The organism is Phyllobacterium sp. 0TCS1.6A, from assembly GCF_026420825.1.
Lineage (GTDB): Bacteria > Pseudomonadota > Alphaproteobacteria > Rhizobiales > Rhizobiaceae > Phyllobacterium.
Map to the genome: position 1 here is coordinate 222056 of NZ_JAPMAB010000007.1, position 22416 is coordinate 244471.

The 22416-nt window shown below is 59.1% G+C and carries 21 protein-coding genes; 17 read left to right on the plus strand and 4 right to left on the minus strand.

Translation table 11 applies throughout. The features are described from left to right. The first annotated feature begins 14 nt into the window (after positions 1-14). The 3 genes from OSJ75_RS16345 to fhuB are packed head-to-tail and all read left to right on the plus strand — an operon-like array spanning position 15 to position 5052. The gene (locus tag OSJ75_RS16345; RefSeq protein WP_267228760.1) at positions 15-2171 is read left to right on the plus strand and encodes a TonB-dependent siderophore receptor; all 2157 of its coding nucleotides are present in this window, start codon (positions 15-17) and stop codon (positions 2169-2171) included. Positions 2172-2179: 8 nt separating this feature from the next. Then, positions 2180-3052 carry an ABC transporter substrate-binding protein gene (locus OSJ75_RS16350; protein ID WP_267228761.1) on the plus strand — a complete coding sequence of 291 codons (873 nt, stop codon included), beginning with the start codon at positions 2180-2182 and terminating at the stop codon, positions 3050-3052. 5 nt (positions 3053-3057) lie between these two features. Next, positions 3058-5052: a Fe(3+)-hydroxamate ABC transporter permease FhuB gene (fhuB, locus tag OSJ75_RS16355; protein ID WP_267228762.1), complete on the plus strand. Its 1995-nt coding sequence runs from the start codon at positions 3058-3060 to the stop codon at positions 5050-5052. Here fhuB and OSJ75_RS16360 read toward each other — a convergent pair. After that, positions 5039-5557, minus strand: coding sequence for a sigma-70 family RNA polymerase sigma factor (locus tag OSJ75_RS16360; RefSeq protein WP_267228763.1), 519 nt, complete (start codon positions 5555-5557; stop codon positions 5039-5041). The genes fhuB and OSJ75_RS16360 overlap by 14 nt on opposite strands. A gap of 458 nt (positions 5558-6015) precedes the next feature. On the opposite strand from OSJ75_RS16360, the gene OSJ75_RS16365 reads away from it, so the two are divergent. From OSJ75_RS16365 to OSJ75_RS16380, 4 genes are all read left to right on the plus strand, one after another. Beyond that, the gene (locus OSJ75_RS16365) at positions 6016-6645 is read left to right on the plus strand and encodes an ATP-dependent Clp protease proteolytic subunit (protein WP_250018071.1); all 630 of its coding nucleotides are present in this window, start codon (positions 6016-6018) and stop codon (positions 6643-6645) included. A 213-nt stretch (positions 6646-6858) separates the two neighbouring features. Next, positions 6859-8133, plus strand: a complete 1275-nt coding sequence (gene clpX, locus OSJ75_RS16370; RefSeq protein WP_250018069.1) for an ATP-dependent Clp protease ATP-binding subunit ClpX — start codon at positions 6859-6861, stop codon at positions 8131-8133. 333 nt (positions 8134-8466) lie between these two features. Continuing rightward, positions 8467-10890 carry an endopeptidase La gene (gene lon, locus OSJ75_RS16375; protein ID WP_267228764.1) on the plus strand — a complete coding sequence of 808 codons (2424 nt, stop codon included), beginning with the start codon at positions 8467-8469 and terminating at the stop codon, positions 10888-10890. Between the two features lie 111 nt (positions 10891-11001). Continuing rightward, positions 11002-11610, plus strand: a complete 609-nt coding sequence (locus OSJ75_RS16380) for a cysteine hydrolase family protein (protein ID WP_267228765.1) — start codon at positions 11002-11004, stop codon at positions 11608-11610. A 77-nt stretch (positions 11611-11687) separates the two neighbouring features. On the opposite strand, the gene OSJ75_RS16385 is transcribed toward OSJ75_RS16380, so the two are convergent. After that, positions 11688-12371 (minus strand): helix-turn-helix domain-containing protein, encoded by a 684-nt coding sequence (locus OSJ75_RS16385; RefSeq protein WP_267228766.1) that lies wholly within the window; start codon positions 12369-12371, stop codon positions 11688-11690. Positions 12372-13046: 675 nt separating this feature from the next. Here OSJ75_RS16385 and OSJ75_RS16390 point away from each other — a divergent pair. The 9 genes from OSJ75_RS16390 to OSJ75_RS16430 all read left to right on the plus strand — a co-directional run bounded on the left by OSJ75_RS16390 (position 13047) and on the right by OSJ75_RS16430 (position 19477). After that, positions 13047-13253 carry a hypothetical protein gene (locus OSJ75_RS16390; RefSeq protein WP_371929629.1) on the plus strand — a complete coding sequence of 69 codons (207 nt, stop codon included), beginning with the start codon at positions 13047-13049 and terminating at the stop codon, positions 13251-13253. Between the two features lie 24 nt (positions 13254-13277). After that, on the plus strand, positions 13278-13625 hold the full coding sequence (locus tag OSJ75_RS16395) for an EF-hand domain-containing protein (RefSeq protein WP_267228767.1): 348 nt from the start codon (positions 13278-13280) through the stop codon (positions 13623-13625). A gap of 55 nt (positions 13626-13680) precedes the next feature. Next, complete coding sequence (locus OSJ75_RS16400; RefSeq protein ID WP_250018054.1) at positions 13681-14079, plus strand: hypothetical protein; 399 nt, start codon at positions 13681-13683, stop codon at positions 14077-14079. 116 nt (positions 14080-14195) lie between these two features. Next, positions 14196-14612 (plus strand): lysozyme inhibitor LprI family protein, encoded by a 417-nt coding sequence (locus OSJ75_RS16405; protein WP_267228768.1) that lies wholly within the window; start codon positions 14196-14198, stop codon positions 14610-14612. Positions 14613-14684: 72 nt separating this feature from the next. Further along, positions 14685-15290, plus strand: a complete 606-nt coding sequence (locus OSJ75_RS16410; RefSeq protein ID WP_267228769.1) for a DUF3011 domain-containing protein — start codon at positions 14685-14687, stop codon at positions 15288-15290. Between the two features lie 8 nt (positions 15291-15298). Continuing rightward, positions 15299-15634, plus strand: coding sequence for a hypothetical protein (locus OSJ75_RS16415; RefSeq protein WP_267228770.1), 336 nt, complete (start codon positions 15299-15301; stop codon positions 15632-15634). A gap of 139 nt (positions 15635-15773) precedes the next feature. Further along, positions 15774-16871 carry a transporter substrate-binding domain-containing protein gene (locus tag OSJ75_RS16420; RefSeq protein WP_267228771.1) on the plus strand — a complete coding sequence of 366 codons (1098 nt, stop codon included), beginning with the start codon at positions 15774-15776 and terminating at the stop codon, positions 16869-16871. A gap of 75 nt (positions 16872-16946) precedes the next feature. After that, a complete protein-coding gene (locus tag OSJ75_RS16425; protein ID WP_267228772.1) occupies positions 16947-18302 on the plus strand; it encodes an HdeD family acid-resistance protein in 1356 nt (451 codons plus the stop codon). Continuing rightward, positions 18299-19477, plus strand: coding sequence for an MFS transporter (locus OSJ75_RS16430; protein ID WP_250018044.1), 1179 nt, complete (start codon positions 18299-18301; stop codon positions 19475-19477). Before OSJ75_RS16425 ends, OSJ75_RS16430 begins: the two co-directional genes overlap by 4 nt. Here OSJ75_RS16430 and OSJ75_RS16435 read toward each other — a convergent pair. Continuing rightward, positions 19448-20452 carry a mitochondrial fission ELM1 family protein gene (locus OSJ75_RS16435; protein WP_323748433.1) on the minus strand — a complete coding sequence of 335 codons (1005 nt, stop codon included), beginning with the start codon at positions 20450-20452 and terminating at the stop codon, positions 19448-19450. The two genes, OSJ75_RS16430 and OSJ75_RS16435, sit on opposite strands and share 30 nt — an antisense overlap. A 389-nt stretch (positions 20453-20841) precedes the next feature. Between OSJ75_RS16435 and OSJ75_RS16440 the strand changes: the two genes are divergently transcribed. Beyond that, positions 20842-21543 carry a glycosyltransferase gene (locus OSJ75_RS16440; protein WP_250018042.1) on the plus strand — a complete coding sequence of 234 codons (702 nt, stop codon included), beginning with the start codon at positions 20842-20844 and terminating at the stop codon, positions 21541-21543. An 80-nt stretch (positions 21544-21623) separates the two neighbouring features. Here OSJ75_RS16440 and OSJ75_RS16445 read toward each other — a convergent pair whose 3' ends face one another. Continuing rightward, positions 21624-22385, minus strand: a complete 762-nt coding sequence (locus OSJ75_RS16445; RefSeq protein ID WP_267228773.1) for a membrane-anchored protein — start codon at positions 22383-22385, stop codon at positions 21624-21626. Positions 22386-22416: the final 31 nt, after the last annotated feature.

Genomic DNA, 22416 nt, shown 5'->3' on the forward strand with positions numbered 1-22416 from the left:
TTAAGGAGTATGTCATGCGGGGATGCACGACGTCATTGAATTATTCGGGTAACCGGCGCGCGCTCTTTCTAACCACTGCCATCGCCACCACATTGCTCGGTCAGCAGGGTTTTGCGCAGGACGCGAGTTCGATCCGGCTGGAGACGATCACCATCGAGAGCGATGGCGGCGACGCCGGCAATGGCTATGTTGCCAAGGATGCGACGACGGGCGCCAAGGTGGAAACGCCGCTGCGCGAAATTCCGCAATCGGTGTCGGTTATCACCAGCAAGCAGATGGAGGATCGCCCGTCGCAGCGCATCGAGGACACCCTGGCCTATACGGCCGGCGTCACCGCATCTCCCTGGGGCGTGGACGACAGGTTCACCCAGGTCAATATTCGCGGTTTCGCGGCAGGAAGCGATTCCATCTTCCGCGATGGCCTGACGCAGCGGACGAACGATTTCTCAGGCTTCAAGATCGAGCCCTATGGCCTTGAAAGGGTTGAAGTATTAAAGGGTCCGTCCTCCGTTCTCTATGGCGAGAACGAGGTCGGCGGCCTGATCAATGGGATCACCAAGCGGCCGACGAAAGCGCCGCTCTATAATGCTTTCGCCTCCTATGGCTCGTTCAATACCTACGAGGTGGGGCTCGATGCCGGCGGGCCCCTGGACAGCGAGGGCATCTGGTCCTATCGACTGACAGGGCTTTTCCGCGATGGCGAGCAGGAGAAGGACTATTCCAGGAACAACCGTGTCTTCATCGCTCCGGCCCTTACCTGGTCGCCGAGCGCCGACACATCCTTGACCATCCTTGCAAATTATCAGTGGGACGATCTCACGCCGAACTCGTTCGTGCCGCTGTCCGGCGTGCAATATCCTGCTGCCTACGGCAGGCTCGGTCGCAGCTTCTCGACGGGCGATCCGGATTTCGACAAGTTCGAAGCGAACCACGGCTCCATCGGCTATGAGTTCAGCCATGAGTTCAACGATGCCTGGAAGGTGGTGCAGAAGCTGCGCTACACCGCCGAGGACACGGATTACAAGCACCTGTATTACAACAAAATGATCGACGACGTGACGATGTCGCGTACCGCTTTCACCGTGGATCAGCGCGCCTCCATCTTCAGCGTCGACAACAATGCCATCTACAAATACGAATCCGGGCGGTTCGAGAACGAGTTGCTGATCGGCCTCGACTATAACCGCTTCGGCGTCGACGGGCAGAAGGGCTCCGGAGATGGCCCGACGCTCGGCATCGTCAATCCTGTCTACGGAGTCGACCCCTCCGATCCGCCCATATATGAAGATTTGAAACAGACGATCGACCAGTTCGGCATCTATGCGCAGACGCATGCCAAGTTCGACGATCATTGGCTGCTGACGCTCGGCGGGCGGCAGGCCTGGATCGAAACGAAGACGCATAACAGGCTCGACGACAGCGCGAGTTCCGACCAGTCCGACAATGCCTTCACCGGCCAGGTTGGAATCGGCTATCTCTTCGACAATGGTCTGACGCCCTACATCAGCTATTCGAGCTCCTTCAAAAGCAATATCGGCGTCGATGCGGAAGGCAAAAGCTTCGAGCCCTCCAAGGGGCGGCAATATGAGGCCGGCGTCAAATATGAGCCGGGCTTCCTGCCGGGCAGCGTAACGGCCTCCGTATTCCAGATCACCAAGACGAACATCAACACGCCCGATCCCGCCAATCCGGAGAACACGATCCAGACCGGCGAGGTGCGCCACCAGGGCGTCGAGATCGAAGCCGCGCTCAATCTCTTCCACGGCGTCAGCATGACCACGAGCTACACCTATCTCGATGCCGAGATCACGTCGAGCAATACGCCGGGTGAAGTGGGCATGCAGCCCTCGCTCGTGCCGGAGCACCAGGCGTCCATCTGGGCGAAATACGACTTCCAGGACGGGCCGCTGAAGGGGCTCGCGGTTGGCGCCGGCGTCCGCTACATGGGCAGCAGCTTCGGTGACAATGCCAACAAGGTCGACATCGACGCCTATACGCTGGTCGATGCGCAGCTTTCCTATGAGCGGAACGGCTGGAAAGGCACGCTCAAGGCCAGCAATCTCTTCGACAAGACCTATTTCGGCAATTGCTCAGCCGACGATGCCGGCGATCCGTACTGCATCTACGGCGAAGGCCGTGTGATAAAGGGCATATTGTCGGCGAAATTCTGAGGTTGGCCGTGGACAGCATATCGAGCGGGAAGCTACGCCGTCGTGAGGTGCTGGCCGGAGGCATGGCGCTGCTGGCGGGTATTCCGTCGGTGGCCCGGGCTGCGCCGATGCGCATCGTTTCGCTCGATTACGGCCTTGCCCAGACGCTGCTGGAACTCGGTGCGGTACCGGCAGGCCTCATCGATCCGGCGAGCTGGCCGGATTGGGTTATGGAGCCCATTCTTCCTGCGGGCATTGCCAATGTGGGTTCCAACCAGGAGCTCAACATGGAAATGCTGCAACTCCTGAAGCCCGATCTCATCATTTCGACGCCTTATCTCGAATGGGTGCGTCCGCAGCTGGAAACGATCGCGCCGGTGCAATCCTATCCCATTCATGCCATCGGTTCATCGCCCATGCCGCATATCGTCGAGGCGACGAGGCAATTGGGCGATATTCTTGGGCGGAAGGCCGCAGCGGAGGCTCTGATCGGCCGGACGGAGGCAGAACTCGCCCGCGCGCGGGAGCAGGCCGGTCATCTCAGGGATCGCGGCGTCACCGTGGTGAGTTTTCTCGATGCCCGCAATCTGCGCGTCTATGGGCCCGGTGGAATTTTTCAGGACGTGTTCGACCAGCTCGACCTCAGGAATGGCTGGACGATGCCGACCAATGAATGGGGCTTCAGCGATGCCGGCCTGAGCGAACTGATGACGCTCGGCGACAGCAGGGTGTTCTATATGGATCCCGTTCCTCCGGATGTTCTCGCCACCCTGCCGGAAAGCCCGCTCTGGCAGGCGATGCCCTTCGTGCGCAGCGGCAATGCGCAGCGGATAGCGAGTGTCCTGATGTTTGGCACCTTGCCCTCCTATTCGCGCTTTGCGCGCCTCCTGGCGGAGGCTTGAGCAACATGGCCGGACCTTGGCGCAGCCTCGCCTTCACCGGGGCCATCTGGATGCTTGCCGCATGGGTGGCGGCGTTCAATATCGGGCCGCTCCTCGCTTCGCTCGGCGTGGATGCGGCGTTCACCCCGCCGGACATCAGCGACAGCCGGGCGGTGCTCCTCTATTACGGATTGCTGCCGCGCCTTGCCATGTCGGTCGTCTGCGGCTTCGCGCTTGGCCTGTCGGGCACTTTGCTGCAGCATGTGCTGCACAATCCATTGGCTTCGCCATCGACGATCGGGATAGAGGCCGGGGCGCAACTGGCGCTCGCCATCATGCTGGTCTGGTTTCCGGCGCTGCTTGGCTGGAACCGGGATCTGGTGACGGCCTTTGGCGGCTTCGCAGCCATGCTCGTCGTCTTTTCGGTCGCCTGGCGATTTCAGTTCAATCCCGTGGCGGTGATCCTCGTCGGCCTCGTGCTCGGGCTCTATTGCAGCGCCATGGTCATGGTGCTGGCGCAGATGAAGGATCACTATCTCACCGGCCTGTTCATCTGGGGCGGCGGCTCGCTCAACCAGAATGATTGGCGCGAGGTCGGACGATTGGCGCCGAAGATAATGATTGCAAGCCTTTGCGCCTATTTCCTGGCACGGCAATTGAGCCTGCTCACGCTTGGCGAAACTGCCCGCAGCCTCGGCATGAAGCTGCCGCTCATCCGTGCATCAGTGATCTTCGTGGCAGTGACACTGACGGCCTTCACCGTCAGTTCGGTCGGCATAATCGGCTTCCTCGGCCTCGCTGCCCCCGTGATCGCGCGGGCAACGGGCGCCCGCCATATCCGCCACCGGCTGGCATTGGCGCCGCTCATCGGCGCGGGCCTGCTGCTGCTGATCGACCAATTGTTGCAATTGCAACTATCGCTTGGCGGCGTCTCCTTGCCCACGGGCGCGGTCACCGCCCTGGCGGGCGTGCCGATCCTGATGCTGGTGATGCTCCGCGGCAAGTCGATGGTCCAGGGCACGCCCGCGGCACAGCAGGGCCAGGCGCCCAGCCGCAGGCCGGGCCTGATCCTCGCCGTCCTTGTGGCGCTGGTGCTGGCAGCCTGCGTCGTGGCGATCATGGTCGGGCGGGACATCGACGCATCATGGACCCTGCAGACGGGCGCGACGCTGGAAAGCCTCCTTCAATGGCGCTGGCCGCGGCTTCTCGCGGCAATTTCCGCCGGTGTTCTGCTGGCGGTTGCGGGCAGCCTCCTGCAGCGCCTGACGGGCAATCCGATGGCCAGTCCCGAAGTGCTTGGCGTCAGCGCCGGCACCGCCATGGGCCTGCTCGGCACGCTGTTTCTGGTTTCGGCGCCGGATTACGGCCAGCGATTGTTCGGAGGCTTTCTCGGGGCCGCCATCGTCCTCGCATTGCTGCTGGCGATGAGCCTGCGCAAGGCGCAGTCGAGCAACCAGTTCCTCATCATCGGCGTCTCGCTGGGGGCGTTTCTCACGGCGCTGTTCTCGGTCATCCTCGCCAGCGGCGATCCTCGCGCTGCCTCGCTCCTGAACTGGATGGTCGGATCGACCTACGCGACAAGCGGCGAAACGGCGGTCATTTCCACAGTCTGCGCAGCCGTCGCGCTAAGCCTGGCGCTGTTATTCACACGGCCGTTACAGCTTTACGGCCTCGGTGAGGGCGCAGCGCGCTCCCGCGGCGTGAATGTCCGCCTGTTCAGGGCCCTGACGCTCGGCTTCGCCGCGCTTTCGACGGCGATCGCAACGCTGGCCGTCGGGCCATTGAGCTTTGTCGGCCTGATGGCGCCGCATCTGGCGCAGAAGGCGGGGCTGGTGCGTGGCGTCCGGCACATATGGGGCTCGGCGCTGTTCGGGGCGCTGCTGATGGCAGTGGCGGATTTCATCGGTCGCACCATATATTTCCCGTGGCAACTGCCGACGGGGCTGACCGCGACGCTGCTGGGCGGGCCGATATTCGCTTTTTTGCTCCTGCGCTCGGGCAAGACGCTCAGGCAGAATTGAACCGGGCCCGGCAGTGACGATGCGCGTCCCGGATCATGAAATTGACGAGTGTCGTCGAGACCCCGAGTTCGGCGGCGATCTCCTTCTGCGGCACGCCTTCGACGCGATGGCGCAGGAAGGCATCATGCGTACGCCGCGGCAGATCGTCGAGACAGGACAGCACCCGTTCCAGCGCCTCTGCCCCGATCATGCAGTCCAGCGCATCGACGCCCGCAGCGGGGATCGTATCGATATCATCCAGCGGCACCAGCTTGCGCCGCTCCGACTGGCGTTTGCGCACCTCGTCAAGCGCCAGATTGTGGATCATCCGGCAGGCATATCCCATCGGACAATGGATGCAGCCGGTTCTCATGCCGCATGCCTTCACCACGGCGTCATGAAATATATCTTCCGCCTGTATTTTCGATTGCAGCACACGCTCAGCTATGGTGATGAGCCTGCGCTTGTTCTCCAGCATCGCTGACAATATAGGGTTGTCATCTGTCGAGATATTTTCTTGGAACATTTCTAAAATCACTGTCAATAGGCGTGAATACACGCTGCACAGCGCAAATATTATTTCAAATTTCGAATTAACGTTTGCCGTAGCGTCAGTAATCGCATGTATAGATTAACATGATAAAAAGAGTCAAGTTAAAGTTCACGGCTTCGTGAAGGGTGAAGAACGATAGTGGTCCCAGACCGGGGTGGCCAAAGCCAGGGTCGTAAAAACCTGGGGATGCGCGAGATATCGAAGACCGCACAACAGATCGCCGGCGCGGACGGTCGGCAATGGCGATTTCGAGGGCCTGAAGCGCTGGCTGCGCGCCGAGGCGGATTAGCGATCGGCGCGATTCACCCTGATATGCGCAATGGCGAGGGAACATCTTGCGAAGACGGGTATCGACGCCCTATGTAGGGAATGTTGATCCACGAATCCGAGGCAGCTTCCGCCTTGCATTCCCTAAAAGCTGAGGCCCACCGATGAGAGATCCAATCGAAACAGCTATGAACCTCGTGCCTATGGTCGTCGAGCAGACCAACCGGGGCGAGCGGGCCTATGATATTTTCTCGCGCCTGCTGAAAGAACGCATTATCTTCATTACCGGCCCGATTGAGGACGGCATGTCGTCGCTTATCTGCGCGCAGCTGCTGTTCCTTGAATCGGAAAACCCGAAGAAGGAAATCAACCTCTACATCAATTCGCCAGGCGGCGTCGTGACCTCCGGCATGGCGATCTACGATACGATGCAGTTCATCCGGCCCGCAGTCTCCACGCTCTGCTTCGGCCAGGCCGCCTCCATGGGCTCGCTCCTGCTGACGGCCGGCGAAAAGGACATGCGTTTCGTCCTGCCGAATGCGCGCATCATGCTGCACCAGCCCTCGGGCGGTTTCCAGGGCCAGGCCTCCGATATCGAGCGTCACGCCCAGGATATCATCAAGATGAAGCGCCGCCTGAACGAGATCTACGTCAAGCATACCGGTCGTGACTATGACACGATCGAGAGGACGCTGGATCGCGATCATTTCATGACCGCAGAGGAATCAGTCGAGTTCGGCCTGGTCGACAAGCTGCTCGAATCCCGCGCGATCGTGGAAGGTGACGCCAAGTAACCCGGCTAAAATGACCCGCCCGGGTCGAAAATGAACTTTTTTTGACCCGGTTGCGGATTTTCTGCCACAGATGCGGCTTGCATAGAAGCCAGCAGTCGTTACGTTAAGTTATTGGTGAGTTAGTCACAGCTATCGTACCAGAACTACGAATCACTTCCCCATTTGGAAGTGGCGGCCCAGGAGAGAAGGGCCGGTACTGAAAGGAAACTGCAAATGAGCAAAGTCAGCAACGGCGGCGGCGATTCCAAGAATACGCTTTATTGCTCGTTTTGCGGGAAGAGCCAGCATGAAGTCCGCAAACTGATCGCGGGCCCGACGGTTTTCATCTGCGATGAATGCGTCGAATTGTGCATGGACATTATCCGCGAGGAAAACAAATCCTCCCTGGTAAAATCCCGTGAAGGCGTCCCGACGCCGCAGGAAATCATGGCTGTTCTCGATGATTACGTCATCGGCCAGAACCATGCCAAGCGTGTTCTCTCCGTCGCGGTGCACAACCATTACAAGCGGTTGGCGCACGCATCGAAAAACAATGAAGTCGAACTGGCGAAATCCAACATCCTTCTGGTTGGCCCGACCGGTTGCGGCAAGACCTATCTGGCCCAGTCGCTGGCGCGGATCATCGACGTGCCGTTCACCATGGCGGACGCGACGACCCTTACGGAGGCCGGCTATGTGGGCGAGGATGTCGAGAACATCATATTGAAGCTGCTCCAGTCGGCGGACTACAATGTCGAGCGTGCCCAGCGCGGCATTGTCTACATCGACGAGGTCGACAAGATCAGCCGCAAGTCGGACAATCCTTCGATCACCCGGGACGTTTCGGGCGAGGGTGTCCAGCAGGCGCTTCTGAAGATCATGGAAGGCACGGTGGCCTCGGTTCCGCCCCAGGGTGGACGCAAGCATCCGCAGCAGGAATTCCTGCAGGTGGATACCACCAACATCCTGTTCATCTGCGGCGGTGCCTTTGCCGGTCTGGACAAGATCATCTCGGCAAGGGGCGAGAAAACCTCGATCGGTTTCAGCGCCGCCGTCAAGGCTCCGGATGACCGCCGCGTCGGCGCCATCTTCCGCGAGCTCGAGCCGGAGGACCTGCTGAAATTCGGCCTCATCCCGGAATTCGTCGGCCGTCTGCCGGTGATCGCGACTTTGGAAGATCTCGACGAGGTCGCCCTGGTCCAGATCCTGTCCGAACCGAAGAACGCGCTCGTCAAGCAGTACCAGCGGCTGTTCGACATGGAGAACGTCGAGCTGACGTTCCATGAGGATGCGTTGAAGGCGATCGCCCGCAAGGCCATCGCCCGCAAGACGGGTGCTCGCGGACTTCGCTCGATCATGGAGAAGATTCTCCTCGACACGATGTACGAACTGCCCACTCTCGACGGAGTGCAGGAGGTCGTCATTTCGGGAGATGTGGTGGAGGGGAACTCCCGTCCGCTCTACATCTACGCCGAACGCAAGGAAGAAAAAGGCAATGTTTCCGCCTGAAGCAACGGAAATCGCGCCATCTGCCGGAAGGGCTCCGCATCGTGCGGAGCTTTTTCGTTTTCAGCCCTCAGTTTTCCTGTGCACTGCAAGCGGCAATATTGCGTTAGCGGCGCGGTGGGCGCAGGATAATTACGATTCTGTGAATGTGCTTGGGACGCGGCGACTTGAAACCGGAGGGTCGTCACTCCAAGTAAGTGTTAAGCCAAACAATCGGTGGTACGCCGCTCAAGGCGCGGTTTCGTGAGCCGGACTTAGCAATAAGCAGGTCCTGGAAACCGGCAAAAGGGTACCCGAGGTGGCGATCTGGCCAGATGGCCTGAGAAAGGACATGAAATGACGGTTCCAAGCAAGAAGACACCAGCGGGTGGCGAGACCGGGCTTTATGCCGTTCTGCCGTTGCGCGATATCGTTGTCTTCCCACACATGATCGTTCCGCTCTTCGTCGGCCGCGAGAAGTCCATCCGCGCGCTTGAGGAAGTGATGGGCGTCGACAAGCAGATCCTGCTCGCGACGCAGAAGAATGCTGCCGATGACGATCCCCAGGCCGATGCAATCTACACCGTTGGCACGATTGCCAATGTCCTGCAGCTGCTGAAGCTGCCGGATGGAACCGTAAAGGTTCTGGTCGAGGGCATTGCGCGTGCCGAGATCACCGGTTTCAGCGAGCGCAGCGACTATCACGAAGCCAATGCGACGACCCTGGTCGAGCCGGAGGAAGATCCGGTGGAGATCGAGGCCCTTGCGCGCTCGGTGGTCGCCGACTTCGAAAACTATGTGAAGCTGAACAAGAAGATTTCCCCCGAGGTGGTTGGCGCCGCCGGGCAGATCGACGATTATTCGAAGCTTGCCGATACGGTCGCCTCGCATCTGGCGATCAAGATACCGGAAAAGCAGGACATGCTGTCCATTCTCTCCGTCCGCGCGCGGCTGGAGAAGGCGATGTCCTTCATGGAGTCGGAGATTTCCGTGCTCCAGGTGGAAAAGCGTATCCGCTCGCGCGTCAAGCGCCAGATGGAGAAGACCCAGCGCGAATACTACCTCAATGAGCAGATGAAGGCGATCCAGAAGGAACTCGGCGACGGCGAAGACGGCCGCGACGAGGCAGCCGAACTGGAAGAGCGCATCAAGAAGACGAAGCTTTCCAAGGAAGCGCGCGAGAAGGCCCATGCCGAACTGAAGAAGTTGCGGCAGATGAGCCCGATGTCGGCCGAAGCAACGGTCGTGCGCAACTATCTCGACTGGCTGTTGTCGATCCCGTGGGGCAAGCGCTCCAAGGTGAAGAATGACCTGAACCTCGCCGACGAGGTGCTGGATGCCGAACATTATGGCCTTGAGAAGGTCAAGGACCGCATCGTCGAATATCTCGCGGTGCAGGCCCGTTCGACCAAGATCAAGGGCCCGATCCTCTGCCTCGTCGGACCTCCCGGCGTCGGCAAGACCTCGCTCGCGCGTTCGATCGCCAAGGCGACGGGGCGCGAATATGTCCGCATGTCGCTCGGCGGCGTCCGGGACGAGGCCGAGATTCGCGGTCATCGCCGCACCTATATCGGTTCGATGCCCGGCAAGGTCATCCAGTCGATGAAGAAGGCGAAGAAGTCCAACCCGCTCTTCCTGCTCGACGAGATCGACAAGATGGGCCAGGATTTCCGTGGCGATCCGTCATCGGCGCTGCTCGAGGTGCTCGATCCGGAACAGAACTCGACCTTCATGGATCATTATCTCGAGGTCGAATACGACCTGTCGAACGTGATGTTCGTGACGACGGCGAATACGCTGAACATCCCCGGTCCGCTGATGGACCGCATGGAGATCATCCGTATCGCAGGCTACACGGAAGACGAGAAGCTCGAGATCGCCAAGCGCCATCTCCTGCCGAAGGCCATCCGCGATCATGCCTTGCAGCCGAAGGAATTCTCGGTGTCCGAGGGCGCGTTGCGGGCGATCATCCGCAGCTATACGCGTGAGGCCGGTGTGCGTAACCTTGAGCGCGAGCTGATGAAGCTTGCCCGCAAGGCCGTCACCGAAATCCTCAAGACCAAGAAGAAGTCGGTCAAGGTCACGGAAGTCAATATCGATGATTATCTCGGTGTCGAGAAGTTCCGTTTCGGACAGATCGATGGCGAGGATCAGGTTGGCGTGGTCACTGGCCTGGCCTGGACCGAGGTCGGCGGCGAGCTGTTGACGATCGAAGGCGTGATGATGCCCGGCAAGGGCCGCATGACGGTGACGGGCAATCTTCGCGACGTGATGAAGGAATCGATTTCGGCGGCGGCGTCCTATGTGCGCTCCCGTGCCATCGATTTCGGCGTGGAACCGCCCTTGTTCGATCGCCGCGATATCCACGTGCACGTGCCGGAAGGTGCGACGCCGAAGGATGGTCCTTCCGCCGGTATCGCCATGGTAACGGCGATCGTCTCGATCCTCACCGGCATTCCGGTCCGCAAGGATATCGCCATGACCGGCGAGATCACCCTGCGCGGCAGGGTTCTGCCGATCGGCGGGTTGAAGGAAAAGCTGCTGGCTGCCTTGCGCGGCGGCATCAAGACGGTGCTGATCCCGGAGGAAAACGCCAAGGATCTGGCGGAGATCCCGGACAATGTCAAAAACGGTCTGGAGATCATTCCGGTCAAGCATGCCAATGAAGTGATCAAGCATGCGCTGGTGCGCCAGCCCGAGCCGATCGAATGGACGGAGCCGGCCCATGTGCCGACTTCGAACCCGGTCGAGGACGATGCGGCATCCCAGATCGCGCATTAAGCCGATCGCTTGAACAACCGAGGCCGGACAGCGATGCCCGGCCTTTTTCGTTCTCGCTGCCCGCTACGGAACCTCGACCCATGGCAGGGCGTTGAGGCGGCGGAGGTATCAATGGCGACAGGTTTGCGGTTCGGGCCCATCGGCGAGCAGTCGGCACATGTGTGCGTGGACATGCAAGGCCTGTTTCGCGGTGGCAGCCCCTGGGCGATGGCCTGGTTCGACCGTGTGATGCCCAATGTCCGCGCTCTTGTCTCCCATGCCCCGGCCAGGACCTTCTTCACCCGTTTCATTCCCCCGAACGAGCCATTGGAGGCCGGCGGCGCCTGGTCGCGCTATTATTCGAAATGGCCCGAAATGACGCTGGAAAGGCTCGACCGCAAGCTGGTGGACGTGGTGCCCGAGCTTGCGGCCTATGCGCCGCCGGCGAAGATGATCGACAAATATGTCTATTCGCCGTGGTTTTCCGGCGAACTGGTCGCGAGCCTGAAGAACAGCCGGATCAACACGCTGATCATATCGGGCGGCGAAACGGATGTCTGCGTCCTCGCAACCGTCATGGGTGCGATCGACATCGGCTACCGCGTCGTCATAGTCACCGACGCGGTCTGCAGCTCCTCCGACCCCGCCCATGATGCCATGCAGCTCTTCTATGGCCAGCGCCTGTCGCAGCAGGTCGAAACGGCGGAAACCGAGGAGATACTTGGCAGCTGGCGGATTTGAGCAGCGCGTACCATCGGGCGCCGCCGATCCGCCCGGTTGCAGGCGGGCCGAATCCGATGCAAGGGATCGAAATGGAACTAGCGTTTCCGCCGCATCTCGGAAGGCGTGATGCCCCAGGCGCGTTTCATCTGGGCAGTCATGTGGCTATGGCTCGAGAAGCCGGCCGACATTGCAATTGAGCTGAGCGGCGCGTCGCCGGTAAGGATGAGTTCTCTCGCATGGGCGAGCCGGGCGGCCAATACGAACTGGTGCGGCGATTGGCCGGTCGATTGCCTGAATGCGCGCAGGAAGTGCGTGGGCGACAGCAGCGCGACGGATGCCAGTTCTTCTATCGTAAGGCTTCTCGTCCTGTTCGCATGGATGAAGTCCTTCACCTTGCGCAGAACCTTGGGCGACAATCCACCAGTCGGCGATGGTCGCCCGGCCAATGAGGAATAATTGCGAAGCACATGGACATAGGAGAGGGTAACCAACGCGTCCAAAGTCTCGGTGCTGAACGAATCCCCGTCATTAAGCTCCTTCAGGGTCCACAGGGCGAGCGTGTGAAGGTGCTTGTCGACAAAGCCGAATTCCGGCGGCTGCAACTCGAACTCTGCACTGCCCAATTCTACGCTGGCCAGCCGCTCGAGCCGTGCCTGATCGATATCGATGCGCAGACCATACATCCTTCCAGTCCAGTTGCCCGAGACCTGGCTGTTGGCGGGCGCGACGTCGATTGCCCCCGGCGCGACAATGCCGCTGGATTTTCGATCACTGTCCACGGCAAGCTGCCATCCAGCGTCCGGCGTAAGATGTATCAGTATGGAGTGGGCAGCCTGAACGTAATTGATTTCATTGGGACCGGTATAAGTGCAACTGATGGCAGCATCGCCGAGAAATACCTGAGGCCCCCAAGTTACCGATCTACCCTGTAACATTGTAAACCCTTCATCTTTGGTGAGAATCGCTCATTTCAGATCAAAGCTGGAAGATTCCAAAAGTTGAATTCACGCATTTCTGCTATGGTTCCGAATTCAGAAAACAGCCGGAAGTGCGAGATGTACATTTTGGGTTAGAATTACATTCAAGGTCAATTAATGCGCGAACGAAATTCACATGCGTTGACCTGAAGGGTTGGAGAAGGATACTGCGGTGCCCAGATTACAACATATTCTCTCCGCCGAAGCTGCTTTCGGCTATCACGATTTGTGTAGGAATATCATTAATGTAAGTTTTACTGTGGCCTAAATACTGTCAAAAAACCACCAATTATCACATTCTTGCCATTATTGAGCCGCGCACAGGCCGTGTGCGGGTGATCCTCGACGGTTTTTATGCTCTCTTTCAATTGAATTGAAGGAAACCCACGAGAAACTCGCCCACGGGGATGGTTTCCCAGGGTGCGGAAGGAGGGACACATGGTCAAATCACGGGTTGTGGCTGTTTCGGCGATCGCGATGCTTATCGCTGGGTGCCAGTCAAGTTCGAGTCCGGACGTTCGGGCGCGCAATGCCGAATTCGGCTGCATTGCCGGCACGGTCGGCGGTGCGATCGTCGGCGGGCTCGTCGGAAGCACGATCGGCGGTGGCGGCGGTCGCGTTCTGGCCGAGGCTGTCGGCATCGGTGGTGGTGGCTATCTCGGCAATCGCCTGGCGTGCGGTTGAGATGTGAAGCAAGGGACAAGAACGATGAAATCCATATTCACAACAACCGTTTCCCTCTTCCTTTTCTGCGTCGGAACAGCCTCGGCACAACAGGCGATGCATGAGGGCCACAAGGATCATCTGGACACGAATGACAATGGAAGCGTGAGCCGGCAGGAATATCAGACTTTCATGTCCGGTGCGTTCGACAAGCTCGACGCCGACAAGAACGGTGCCCTTGGCAAGTCGGAAACGGCCGACATTCTAAGCGCAGATCAGTTTACTGCGGTCGATAAGAACAAGGATGGCAGCGTCAGCCGCAAGGAGCTGATGGATCATGTCATGGAGGACTTTGCCGCCGCCGACAAAAGCGGGGACGGTCATCTGCAATAATCTGTAAACGGGGGTGAGGGTGTTCGGATTCAGTGGTAGTGCACGGCGACGTGCCATGATGGTCGCTGTCGGGCTTGCGTGGCTGGGGGCCACGCTCCCGGCGGCTTTGGCCGCGACCAATGACTGCGCGGGCGTAAGGCTCGATCTGACGAAGGCGCGCAAGCAAGCCTATGCCCCTTTGGTTGCGGCGGCGGTCGGTAACAAGGTCAAGCCGGCAAAGGTGGAGTTCAATGCCATCCTGGAAAGCGGCGACTGGAGCGCGGCTTATGTTTCGACGCCCATTGCCGATGACGGGATGATGTTCTTCCAGACCGTGAACAGCAAGAAACAGTTTCGAGACGTGTGGGGCGGATTCGCAGATGAATCGGACAGGCCAGACCTGATCAAATGGGCAAGGAAGCTCGGGGCACCGGATAAACTGGCCCGGTGTTTCGCACAGGTCGTCATCGACTGAACGCGTCGCGCGAGTGTCGGTCGCCATGGCCTCCTGGCACGAGTCAGCGCCGTTCCGGCATCCAGAACAATGGTTTCAACGCAAAACTTAACATCCTTCTGAAGGGATATGATCAAATGAACTCGCTTCGTCTGTTGGGTTTGGTTACTGCCGGAATATTGGCAATGGCGGCTCCATCGCTCGCTCAGGACAAATGTGCCAGGGCAGAGGATCAAGCAACCATGAGCCAGTGCGCCGATGCCTCTTTCAAGAAATCGGACGCGAAGCTGAATGCTCTTTACAAGAAGATCCAGGGCCGTCTGAACGACGACGCGGATACCAGGAAACTGCTCGTTCAAACACAACGGGCCTGGGGAAAATATCGCGATGCGGAGTGCGATTTTCAGACGGCAGGGGCGGCCGGGGGAAGCATGATGCCGATGCTCGTCGCCCAGTGCAGGGACAGCCTGACCCAATCCCGCATCAAGGACTTTCAGGGTTATCTGAAATGCCAGGAGGGGGATATGAGCTGCCCCGTGCCGGCCGCAGACTGATCCGCACCGGGGTGCGCCGCCAATTTGCGCTGGTCGCGTTACGACGAGCAATCAAATCACAAGGAACAGGCAATGATGATCCAGTATATCGCCGTGGCAGCTATCGCTTTTTCCGGACTTACCATGGTGTCGGAAGCGAAAGCGCAATCCACCGTTGAGTGTCGGTCCAGAGACTACCAGTATGACGAGTGCTATGCCGGTCCGCTTTCCAGACCGCAATTGATCCACCAGATATCGGGCAGTCCCTGCATCTTGAACCGCACCTGGGGCTATAATCCCAAGAGCAAGTATCTTTGGGTCGCCCAGGGTTGTTCCGGTGTCTTTGCCGATGTCGGCGGCTATCATCACGGGCGAGGCGATGGCTTCGATCCCGGTGCGCGCGCCTATAATCATCGCGGACATGACACCGGAGCCGTGATTGCAGGCGCGGTCGTCGGAGCGCTGATCGAAGGGATGGCGGAAGGCGGCAAGCACAAGCACCATCACCATTCCGCCAGTAACCACCGGGATCATGGTGGCTATAATGGTTGCCATGGCCTCGGTTGCAAGGTCGATAATCCCGATGGGGTTATCGACGACAGACCCCAGTTCGACAAACGGGGCGAGCCGAATTTCGACACCCATGGAAACTATATTGGCTGTCATGGGGTAGGGTGCCTTGTCGACGACCCGGGTTAGTAAGCCGCATGAGCCAGAGCAAAATTCATTCGGGGCAGACTATGATGAATAACGTTTTCGTTTGCGCAGCAATCGTCGCAGCATCGCTTTCCCTTGTTGGATGCGTGAGCAATAACAAACCCTGGGTCAAGGATGACTCACCCCGCTCTGAAACCGATCAGGCGCTGGCTCAATGCAAGTACGAGGCCAGGGCTGCGACGATCGGAATTGGTCAGGGCCAACACGAACATTACAAGTCTTTCGGCAGTGCGATCGCCGCAGGCATCAGTGATGGCATCGAACAGGCTACCGATGAAAAGGAACTGATTGGCGATTGCATGAGGGCCAAAGGCTTCAATCAATGAGCTGACAGGTTATGGCATGAATCTATCCGAGCGTTGGCAATGGCAAAGCCTGCCCGAAGTTCGTAGGAAAGGCGACCGGAAGCAACGGCAGGAACGGGCAGGGTACAGGACGAAACCCGCTTTTGCGTCCATGTCCCGCATGCGCCTTGTGCGTCTTGTGCCGGTGTTCGGCGGATTCTTGCTTGCGCTGTTCATGTCGATAACGGCCATGGCGCAAGCGCAACTCCCGGATGCGCGCCTCGTGAATGTCGGCGTCTATGTCAGTCCCCCCTTCGTGATCGCCGACAATAGCAGATATGATGGGATGGCGGCCGACCTGTGGGAAGCGGTCGCGGGCGATCTGAAACTCGGAACCCGCTATGTGGCTTATCCCACCTTGCGCGAGCTCGTGGATGCCACGCGAAATGGCGAGGTGGACGCGGCGGTCACCAACCTCACCATTACCCGTGCCCGCGCCGAAATCATTGACTTCACCCAGCCCTGGTACGACGCCGGCCTGCGCATCATGGTGCCGAGCGAGGGAGGTTCATCGGGATTTGACCGTGTTCTGTCCGGTCTTTCGGACGCGGGTCATCTGCGTGCCTATGGCTGGCTGCTGGCCGTCATTGCTGCGGCGACGATCGGATTCACCCTCTTCGACCGGAAATTCGATCCGGACTTTCCAAGGCGCTGGCGTGAAGGCGCCGCCGAAAGCTTTCATCACGTCATATCGATAGCGACCAATGGCAAGACGAGTGGCCGCAAAAACCTGTTCGGCTGGATTGGCCGTGTATGGCAGGCGATATGGATGCTGGTTGGCGTCGGTATAATCGCCTATGTGACCTCCTCGGTCACCAGCGTGATGACAACGGTTGCCGTCGAGAGGGGAATACACTCCATAGCCGACCTGCCCGGCAAGACGGTGGGCGTTTTCAAGGGCAGCGCTTCCGAGGACTTCCTCGCGGCAACAGGGATCGAGTCCCGGCCTTACCCGGATCTGGATGCGGCCGTCTCCGCGATGAACGACGGAGATATCGACGCGATTGTCGGCGATGCTCCGGTCCTCGAATACTACGCACATTCCAGACCAGCGGAAGACGTGGAAGTGGTCGGCAGACTGTTCCATCCGGACAAATACGGCTTCGCGTTTCCCAGCGGCAGCGACCTCGCACAGCCGGTGACGTTGCAGCTGCTCAAGCGCATGGAAGACGGCACTGTCGAAAAGTTGCGCAATCGATACTTTGGAAATACCAACTAACCGGGGAAATACGAACTAACCGGCGAAATACCCAACTAACCGGCCAGCATTGATTGGCATGGAACGGAAAATCATATGATTCGTCTCGTCTTTCTTCTGCTTGGAGCGCGTGCCCTCAAACCGATCTGGCGGCTGTTGACCGTGGCCGGCATTGTCTGGATTCTCCTCGGCGTGGCCATCCTGTTCGACCTCAGCGATGGTGCGCTCTCGGTCGTCCTCGATACGCTTGCCATATTCCTGGTTGTCGAGGGATTGGTGGAAATCGCCGCAGCCGCCTCGCTCGGGCTCCGCCAGCACTGGATCGATGCGCTGCGCGGGGCAAGCTTTCTCGTCGCGGCGTTCCTGGTATTCAATGTTCCCTGGGACGACAATATCGGCGCGGCCATGGTGTTCGGCGCTGCATTTCTCATCGATGGCCTGTTCAGGATCAGCACTGCCTTCGTCGTCCACAGCCCTCGCTGGCGTGTCGGCATTGCGGCGGGTGTGATTGAAGTCGGCCTGGCGATGGCAATATTGATGTCGTGGCCGGTGCCGCATCATCTCACGGTGCCGTTCTGCTTTGCGCTGTTGTTGCTGACCTCCGGCTATGGCCTCGTCCGCCTCGCTCTTCCCCTGCGGCAATTGCCCGATGGCGGTTCCGTAACGTCGCTGCCCCTCTATGCCGCGCGCAACTGGCAGGGAGGCGTTGCGCGGCCGGTCATTCCGGCGGGCGACGGGGCAGCAGATCGCAACGATCAGGCCTTGAACGTCTATGTCTGGACCGCCGTCGGTTCCATCAAGGACCCGGAGCGCCGGCTTCTGATCGACCGCTATATCGCGGCGGTAGACAAGAAGGGTGTCATTTCCACCGGACATGCCGCGCTTGAACTGGAGCCCGATCTCTATGTCAGTCACTATCCGGCCAGCGATATCGATCACAGTCCCGACGATTTCCGTGCAATGCTTTCGGCGGGACATGAGAATGACGTTCCCGGCAAGTTCAACATATCGCTGGCCCAGGAGGCGGCCGACTGGTGCTTCCCGGATCAGAAAGTGACATTCCGCAAATTCGATGCGGCTGCGCTACGGGCTTTCTGGGCGGTCTATTCGCGCGACGATACCTATAATCTGACAGCGCGCAATTGCTCGACAAGTGTCATTCAGGCGCTCGATGCGGCTGTCGAAGGCGCTTCCTACACCGGCCATGTCTGGCGTGACCTGTGGAAGATAATCAGCAATCCGCAATTTTGGTTGCTCCGGATCGTCCGCGGCCGCGCCGAGGCAATGACGTGGACGCCGGGACTGGTTCTCGACTATGCACGCTTGTTGCGCAGTACCGTCGAGCATAGCGACCGGCGGTGGCGCAGCAGGCTTTCCGATGCCATTCACGCGAGCCGGGGCATGGCCGCCCGTGCAGCAGAAGGCGACGAGAGCAGGGCCGCAGCGAAATGAGCGGATATATACGCGCCACCGCCATCGTCGTTCTCACCGCGGCGATCTTCGGCCTGACATACGGCCTCAGCGCGCCCCTGATCGCACTGGAACTGGCGGAAGCCGGCTACTCCGAAGGCTTTATCGGAGCCAACGGCGCCATGTACGCTATCGGCGTTCTTCTGGCCGCGCCCTATCTTCCGCGTCTGGCGCAACGATTGGGGTTCCCGGCCCTGGCGAAGGGTGCGCTGCTGGCTTCCAGCGGCTTGCTCGTCCTGTTTCCCTTGGCGCCGTTCTTATGGCTATGGTTTCCATTGCGCGCCGCGCTCGGAGCAGCATCCGAAACGCTGTTCGTTGTTTCGGAGACCTGGCTGAACCAGCTTGCCGCGCAAAAAAATCGCGGCACGACAATGGCCATCTACGTCACGGCTCTTTCGTGCGGCACCGCTCTGGGGCCTGCCATCCTGACCCTGGTGGGCAGGCAGCAATCTCTCGCATTCCTTATCGGCGCCGCAATCGCCGTCGTGGCCTGCGTCATACTGTTCGTCGGCAGGCCGGCGGCGACAGCGCCGGCGAGGGAAGAAACGGGCAATCCGTTCCGATATCTCAAGCTCGTGCCGGTGGCGGTCGCATCTTCGGCACTCAATGCTGCGCTCGAGGCTGCGGGTCTCACCTTGCTGCCCCTCTATGCGATACGGCTTGGTTGGACCGAGGATTCGGCGACGCTGCTTCTCACCGTGCTGCTGATCGGAGCGATCACATTGCAATTGCCGATCGGATGGCTTGCCGACAGGCTGCCTCGCCAAACAGTGTTGATCGCACTGTCCGTCATCTCGGCCATCGGTGCCCTTGTGTGGCCGATCGCCTTTTCCAATCCCTGGCTGGCCTATCCGCTGCTCTATGTATGGGGAGGGGCCTTCGTTGGTATCTACACGACCACCATCGCCATGCTCGGCGATGCCTACAAGGATAACGAACTGCTCGGCATCTATGCCTTGCTGTCGATCTTCTGGGGCATCGGCGCGCTGTTGGGGCCATTGATCGGCGGCCTGGCGATGGAGGTTTCTCCGCATGGCCTGCCGGTCTTCGCAGCCGTCATCTGCGCAGGATTTGCCCTGTTTTCAGCCTGTCGCCAAAAACAGGGCAAGCCGGGGCCGGCCCAGACTTCAGGCACGATTGGCGGCAAGGGCCGCTGAGATTGTCTTGACGATCCTTCCGGTCTCGTCCAACGGGACGTATTCGTAGTCGGCGATCTCGTCCCGGAAGGGGCGCGTCAACTTCAGGACATCCTGAAGATCGTGGTGGAACCTCTCGAATTTGGTGACACGATCGCCGGGAATGTGCGTGAGTTCCAATGCGTAGACCGGTTTTCCCGTCACCAGCGCTTCGCAAGGCATGGTGATGGAATCCTTGCCGATCAGGAAGGCATCGGCGGCGGCCATATAGTCCAGAAACGGGTTGTGTCCGGTCCTGTCCCACACTTCGACCATCGGGTTCCGAAGCTCGAGCAATGCTTGAAGGGTCTGGGGGCTGGAGCGACGCGACGTCGACACAAGCACGCGCCAATGCTGTTCGACAAGCTTGTGGATCACGTTTGACAGTTCATTCAATGCCCGATCGTCATAGGCATAAGCGCCGTTTGTTCCGCCAACGAATATGACGGCGACTTTCTCGTTGTTCGGAGCGTAGCGGAGGCGGGCCTTGTCACGCAAAGGCGCCAGTACCCTCTGGGAAACCCGGTGAGGAACGCCGACCACGGAATGATAGTTTGGCCGTTCCGCAAGCTCGGGCGTCCAGTCATGGCGCGAGACAAAGCACAGATCATAGCCTTCCACCTTCGGCCGCTGAAGATGAACCGTGAGCGGCCGTTCACCGAAGGTTTGTTGCATCTGCAACACGTGTTGCTCGGGCAGCGACCCGCAGGAAATGATGATGCCGGGTTCGGCTTCGCTCCGTTTGAAAACGGGGCGGGCAATCAGTTTGCGAAGCCCACGGGTTCGAACCACTATCTTTTCGACCGGATGAGGGTCGAAATGCATTCCAACGCCAAGACATTGCGTGAGAGTGCCGGCCTTGGATTCGCTGACTGTCCATACTCTGGCATATGCAGGAAAATCCGTCTGCGCTTCCTTGTCGTTCTCGACAGGTGCGGCAAGTGCAATATGATTCATAACTTACCTAACGTGAAATGTGCCCGGCAGCATTCTCCTCGGAGAGCAGCCAAAACGCCTTTTGGGGACTTATGCCGAGATATGTGGTTTTTTAGCGGAGACCATTGCGACATCTGGTCCTGCCGCGGCATCATGAGGGTTTCACGGCCCGATCCGGCTGACGAAGACTTCCGGCTTGACAAACCATCGTCGAACTTTTCAAACGGGACGGAAAATGTCTGGAAAGTTGAATGTAATGGTAGCCTTTTGCCTTTTGACGGGCTTAGGATGCGCAATCAGGACGTAAATGAAGCCCTCCGGGGGATTCGCAGGGACGGCCTGGGACGAAGTTTTCTTTCCCGGCATTCTGTCATAAGGTCATCCGATTCTAGCATTGAAGCGAGGCACTGATGCAAAATGAACTTGACGTGTATGTCGGCTGGGACTCACGGGAACCTATTGCCTTCGAGGTCGCCGAACGTACGATATTGAAGCACGCCACTATTCCGGTTCGCGTCAAACCGATCAAACTGAACGAGCTTGTCGAGTCCGGCGCCTATTCGCGCGAAATCGATCCGCTTGCGTCGACGGAATTCACCTATTCTCGCTTCTATACCCCCTGGCTCGCCGGCTTCAAGGGGTGGGCATTGTTCTGCGATTGCGACTTCCTCTTCTTCTCCGACGTAGCGCAACTGCTGCAATATCGGGATGAATCCAAGGCCGTGGTCTGTGTCAAGCACGACTACACGCCAAAGGAAGGCACCAAGATGGATGGCCAGATCCAGACCAACTATCCGAGAAAGAACTGGTCGTCGTTCATGCTGTTCAATTGCGAGCATCCTTCGACACGGCAATTGACGCCCGAACTGATCAACAGGGAAAGCGGCGCATATCTGCACCGCATGCAATGGGCCAAAGACGAGGAAATCGGTGAAGTTCCGGTCGAGTGGAACTGGCTGGAAGGCTGGAACCAGAAGCCGGAGAAAGGCTATCCAAACGCCGTTCATTTCACCAATGGCGGACCCTGGTTCAAGGATTGGCAGAACGTCGATTACGGCGATGAATGGCGTGCCGAGGCAGATGCGCTGCATCCGGGCTGGAAACCCATTTGAGTTGAGATTTACGCAGTCCGGGGCAACGGCCCCGGACCAGCTTCCAGCCGTCCGGTTGGAATACCAGGCCGGCTTGAATATCAGCGCGCTGAATCCACTGCCGAATGTCCAGCCGCTGCAGTTTCGCCGGTCCAAAGCGGAATTCGGCATTCCTTTGCCACCTCCGCATCGGCCGTAAACAATCGATAGCCACGCTCGACGAGCAATTCCAATATCTGCCTGTCGGTACCGGCGTGCAGACGTTTCAGGTTGGCGTCATTGTAGACATGTCCGGATGAAGACGGGTTTATTCCGGTGATGATCACCGCCTGGGCGCCATTGGTAATAGCGTACAGAACAGCCGTGATGCCGTTGGAAAACTTCATGTCGTCATCAATTTCCAGATTGAGCTTGCCGACCACCGCTTCATAGAGCGCCATGCGCCCGTAGCGGTTCAGCATGCGCAGCTCGTCGCAGGAATAATTGAATGCGGCCAATCCCTGCCGAAGCTGTTCCAGGCTTTTGGACCAGCGAACGACATAAAGGAGGCCGGTCTGTCTGCCACGCAGCACTTTTCGAACCTGCTGGGCGTTTACGGTCTGCCCTTCGATCTGGTTGAACTGCATGAAAGTCGCATCGGGTTTTTGGACGCCCCAATTGCCGGCGACAACCTGCGAGCCGTTTACCGAAATCACGAAATATCGATTGTCGAAGCCTTCCGGAACGTTCGATACGGGAGCCGAGCCGACGACGACAACGGGTCCATCGAATCTGGCGGGATGTGCGGGCGGCCGATACCGCCCGAGGCGATAGACGATCGATCTGCGAATTTTCGTCAGCATCTCAATACGCGGAAATCTCATGATGTGTACCCCCTAACCAATATCGCGATCA

Excerpts from the sequence above, each read along its gene's own strand:
- OSJ75_RS16345 (WP_267228760.1), top strand. The coding sequence starts at position 15 with ATGCGGGGATGCACGACGTCATTGAATTATTCGGGTAACCGGCGCGCG.
- fhuB (WP_267228762.1), top strand. The coding sequence starts at position 3,058 with ATGGCCGGACCTTGGCGCAGCCTCGCCTTCACCGGGGCCATCTGGATG.
- OSJ75_RS16360 (WP_267228763.1), bottom strand. The coding sequence starts at position 5,557 with ATGTTCCAAGAAAATATCTCGACAGATGACAACCCTATATTGTCAGCG.
- OSJ75_RS16365 (WP_250018071.1), top strand. The coding sequence starts at position 6,016 with ATGAGAGATCCAATCGAAACAGCTATGAACCTCGTGCCTATGGTCGTC.
- clpX (WP_250018069.1), top strand. The coding sequence starts at position 6,859 with ATGAGCAAAGTCAGCAACGGCGGCGGCGATTCCAAGAATACGCTTTAT.
- lon (WP_267228764.1), top strand. The coding sequence starts at position 8,467 with ATGACGGTTCCAAGCAAGAAGACACCAGCGGGTGGCGAGACCGGGCTT.
- OSJ75_RS16380 (WP_267228765.1), top strand. The coding sequence starts at position 11,002 with ATGGCGACAGGTTTGCGGTTCGGGCCCATCGGCGAGCAGTCGGCACAT.
- OSJ75_RS16390 (WP_371929629.1), top strand. The coding sequence starts at position 13,047 with ATGCTTATCGCTGGGTGCCAGTCAAGTTCGAGTCCGGACGTTCGGGCG.
- OSJ75_RS16395 (WP_267228767.1), top strand. The coding sequence starts at position 13,278 with ATGAAATCCATATTCACAACAACCGTTTCCCTCTTCCTTTTCTGCGTC.
- OSJ75_RS16400 (WP_250018054.1), top strand. The coding sequence starts at position 13,681 with ATGATGGTCGCTGTCGGGCTTGCGTGGCTGGGGGCCACGCTCCCGGCG.
- OSJ75_RS16405 (WP_267228768.1), top strand. The coding sequence starts at position 14,196 with ATGAACTCGCTTCGTCTGTTGGGTTTGGTTACTGCCGGAATATTGGCA.
- OSJ75_RS16410 (WP_267228769.1), top strand. The coding sequence starts at position 14,685 with ATGATGATCCAGTATATCGCCGTGGCAGCTATCGCTTTTTCCGGACTT.
- OSJ75_RS16415 (WP_267228770.1), top strand. The coding sequence starts at position 15,299 with ATGAGCCAGAGCAAAATTCATTCGGGGCAGACTATGATGAATAACGTT.
- OSJ75_RS16420 (WP_267228771.1), top strand. The coding sequence starts at position 15,774 with ATGCGCCTTGTGCGTCTTGTGCCGGTGTTCGGCGGATTCTTGCTTGCG.
- OSJ75_RS16425 (WP_267228772.1), top strand. The coding sequence starts at position 16,947 with ATGATTCGTCTCGTCTTTCTTCTGCTTGGAGCGCGTGCCCTCAAACCG.
- OSJ75_RS16430 (WP_250018044.1), top strand. The coding sequence starts at position 18,299 with ATGAGCGGATATATACGCGCCACCGCCATCGTCGTTCTCACCGCGGCG.
- OSJ75_RS16435 (WP_323748433.1), bottom strand. The coding sequence starts at position 20,452 with ATGAATCATATTGCACTTGCCGCACCTGTCGAGAACGACAAGGAAGCG.
- OSJ75_RS16440 (WP_250018042.1), top strand. The coding sequence starts at position 20,842 with ATGCAAAATGAACTTGACGTGTATGTCGGCTGGGACTCACGGGAACCT.
- OSJ75_RS16445 (WP_267228773.1), bottom strand. The coding sequence starts at position 22,385 with ATGAGATTTCCGCGTATTGAGATGCTGACGAAAATTCGCAGATCGATC.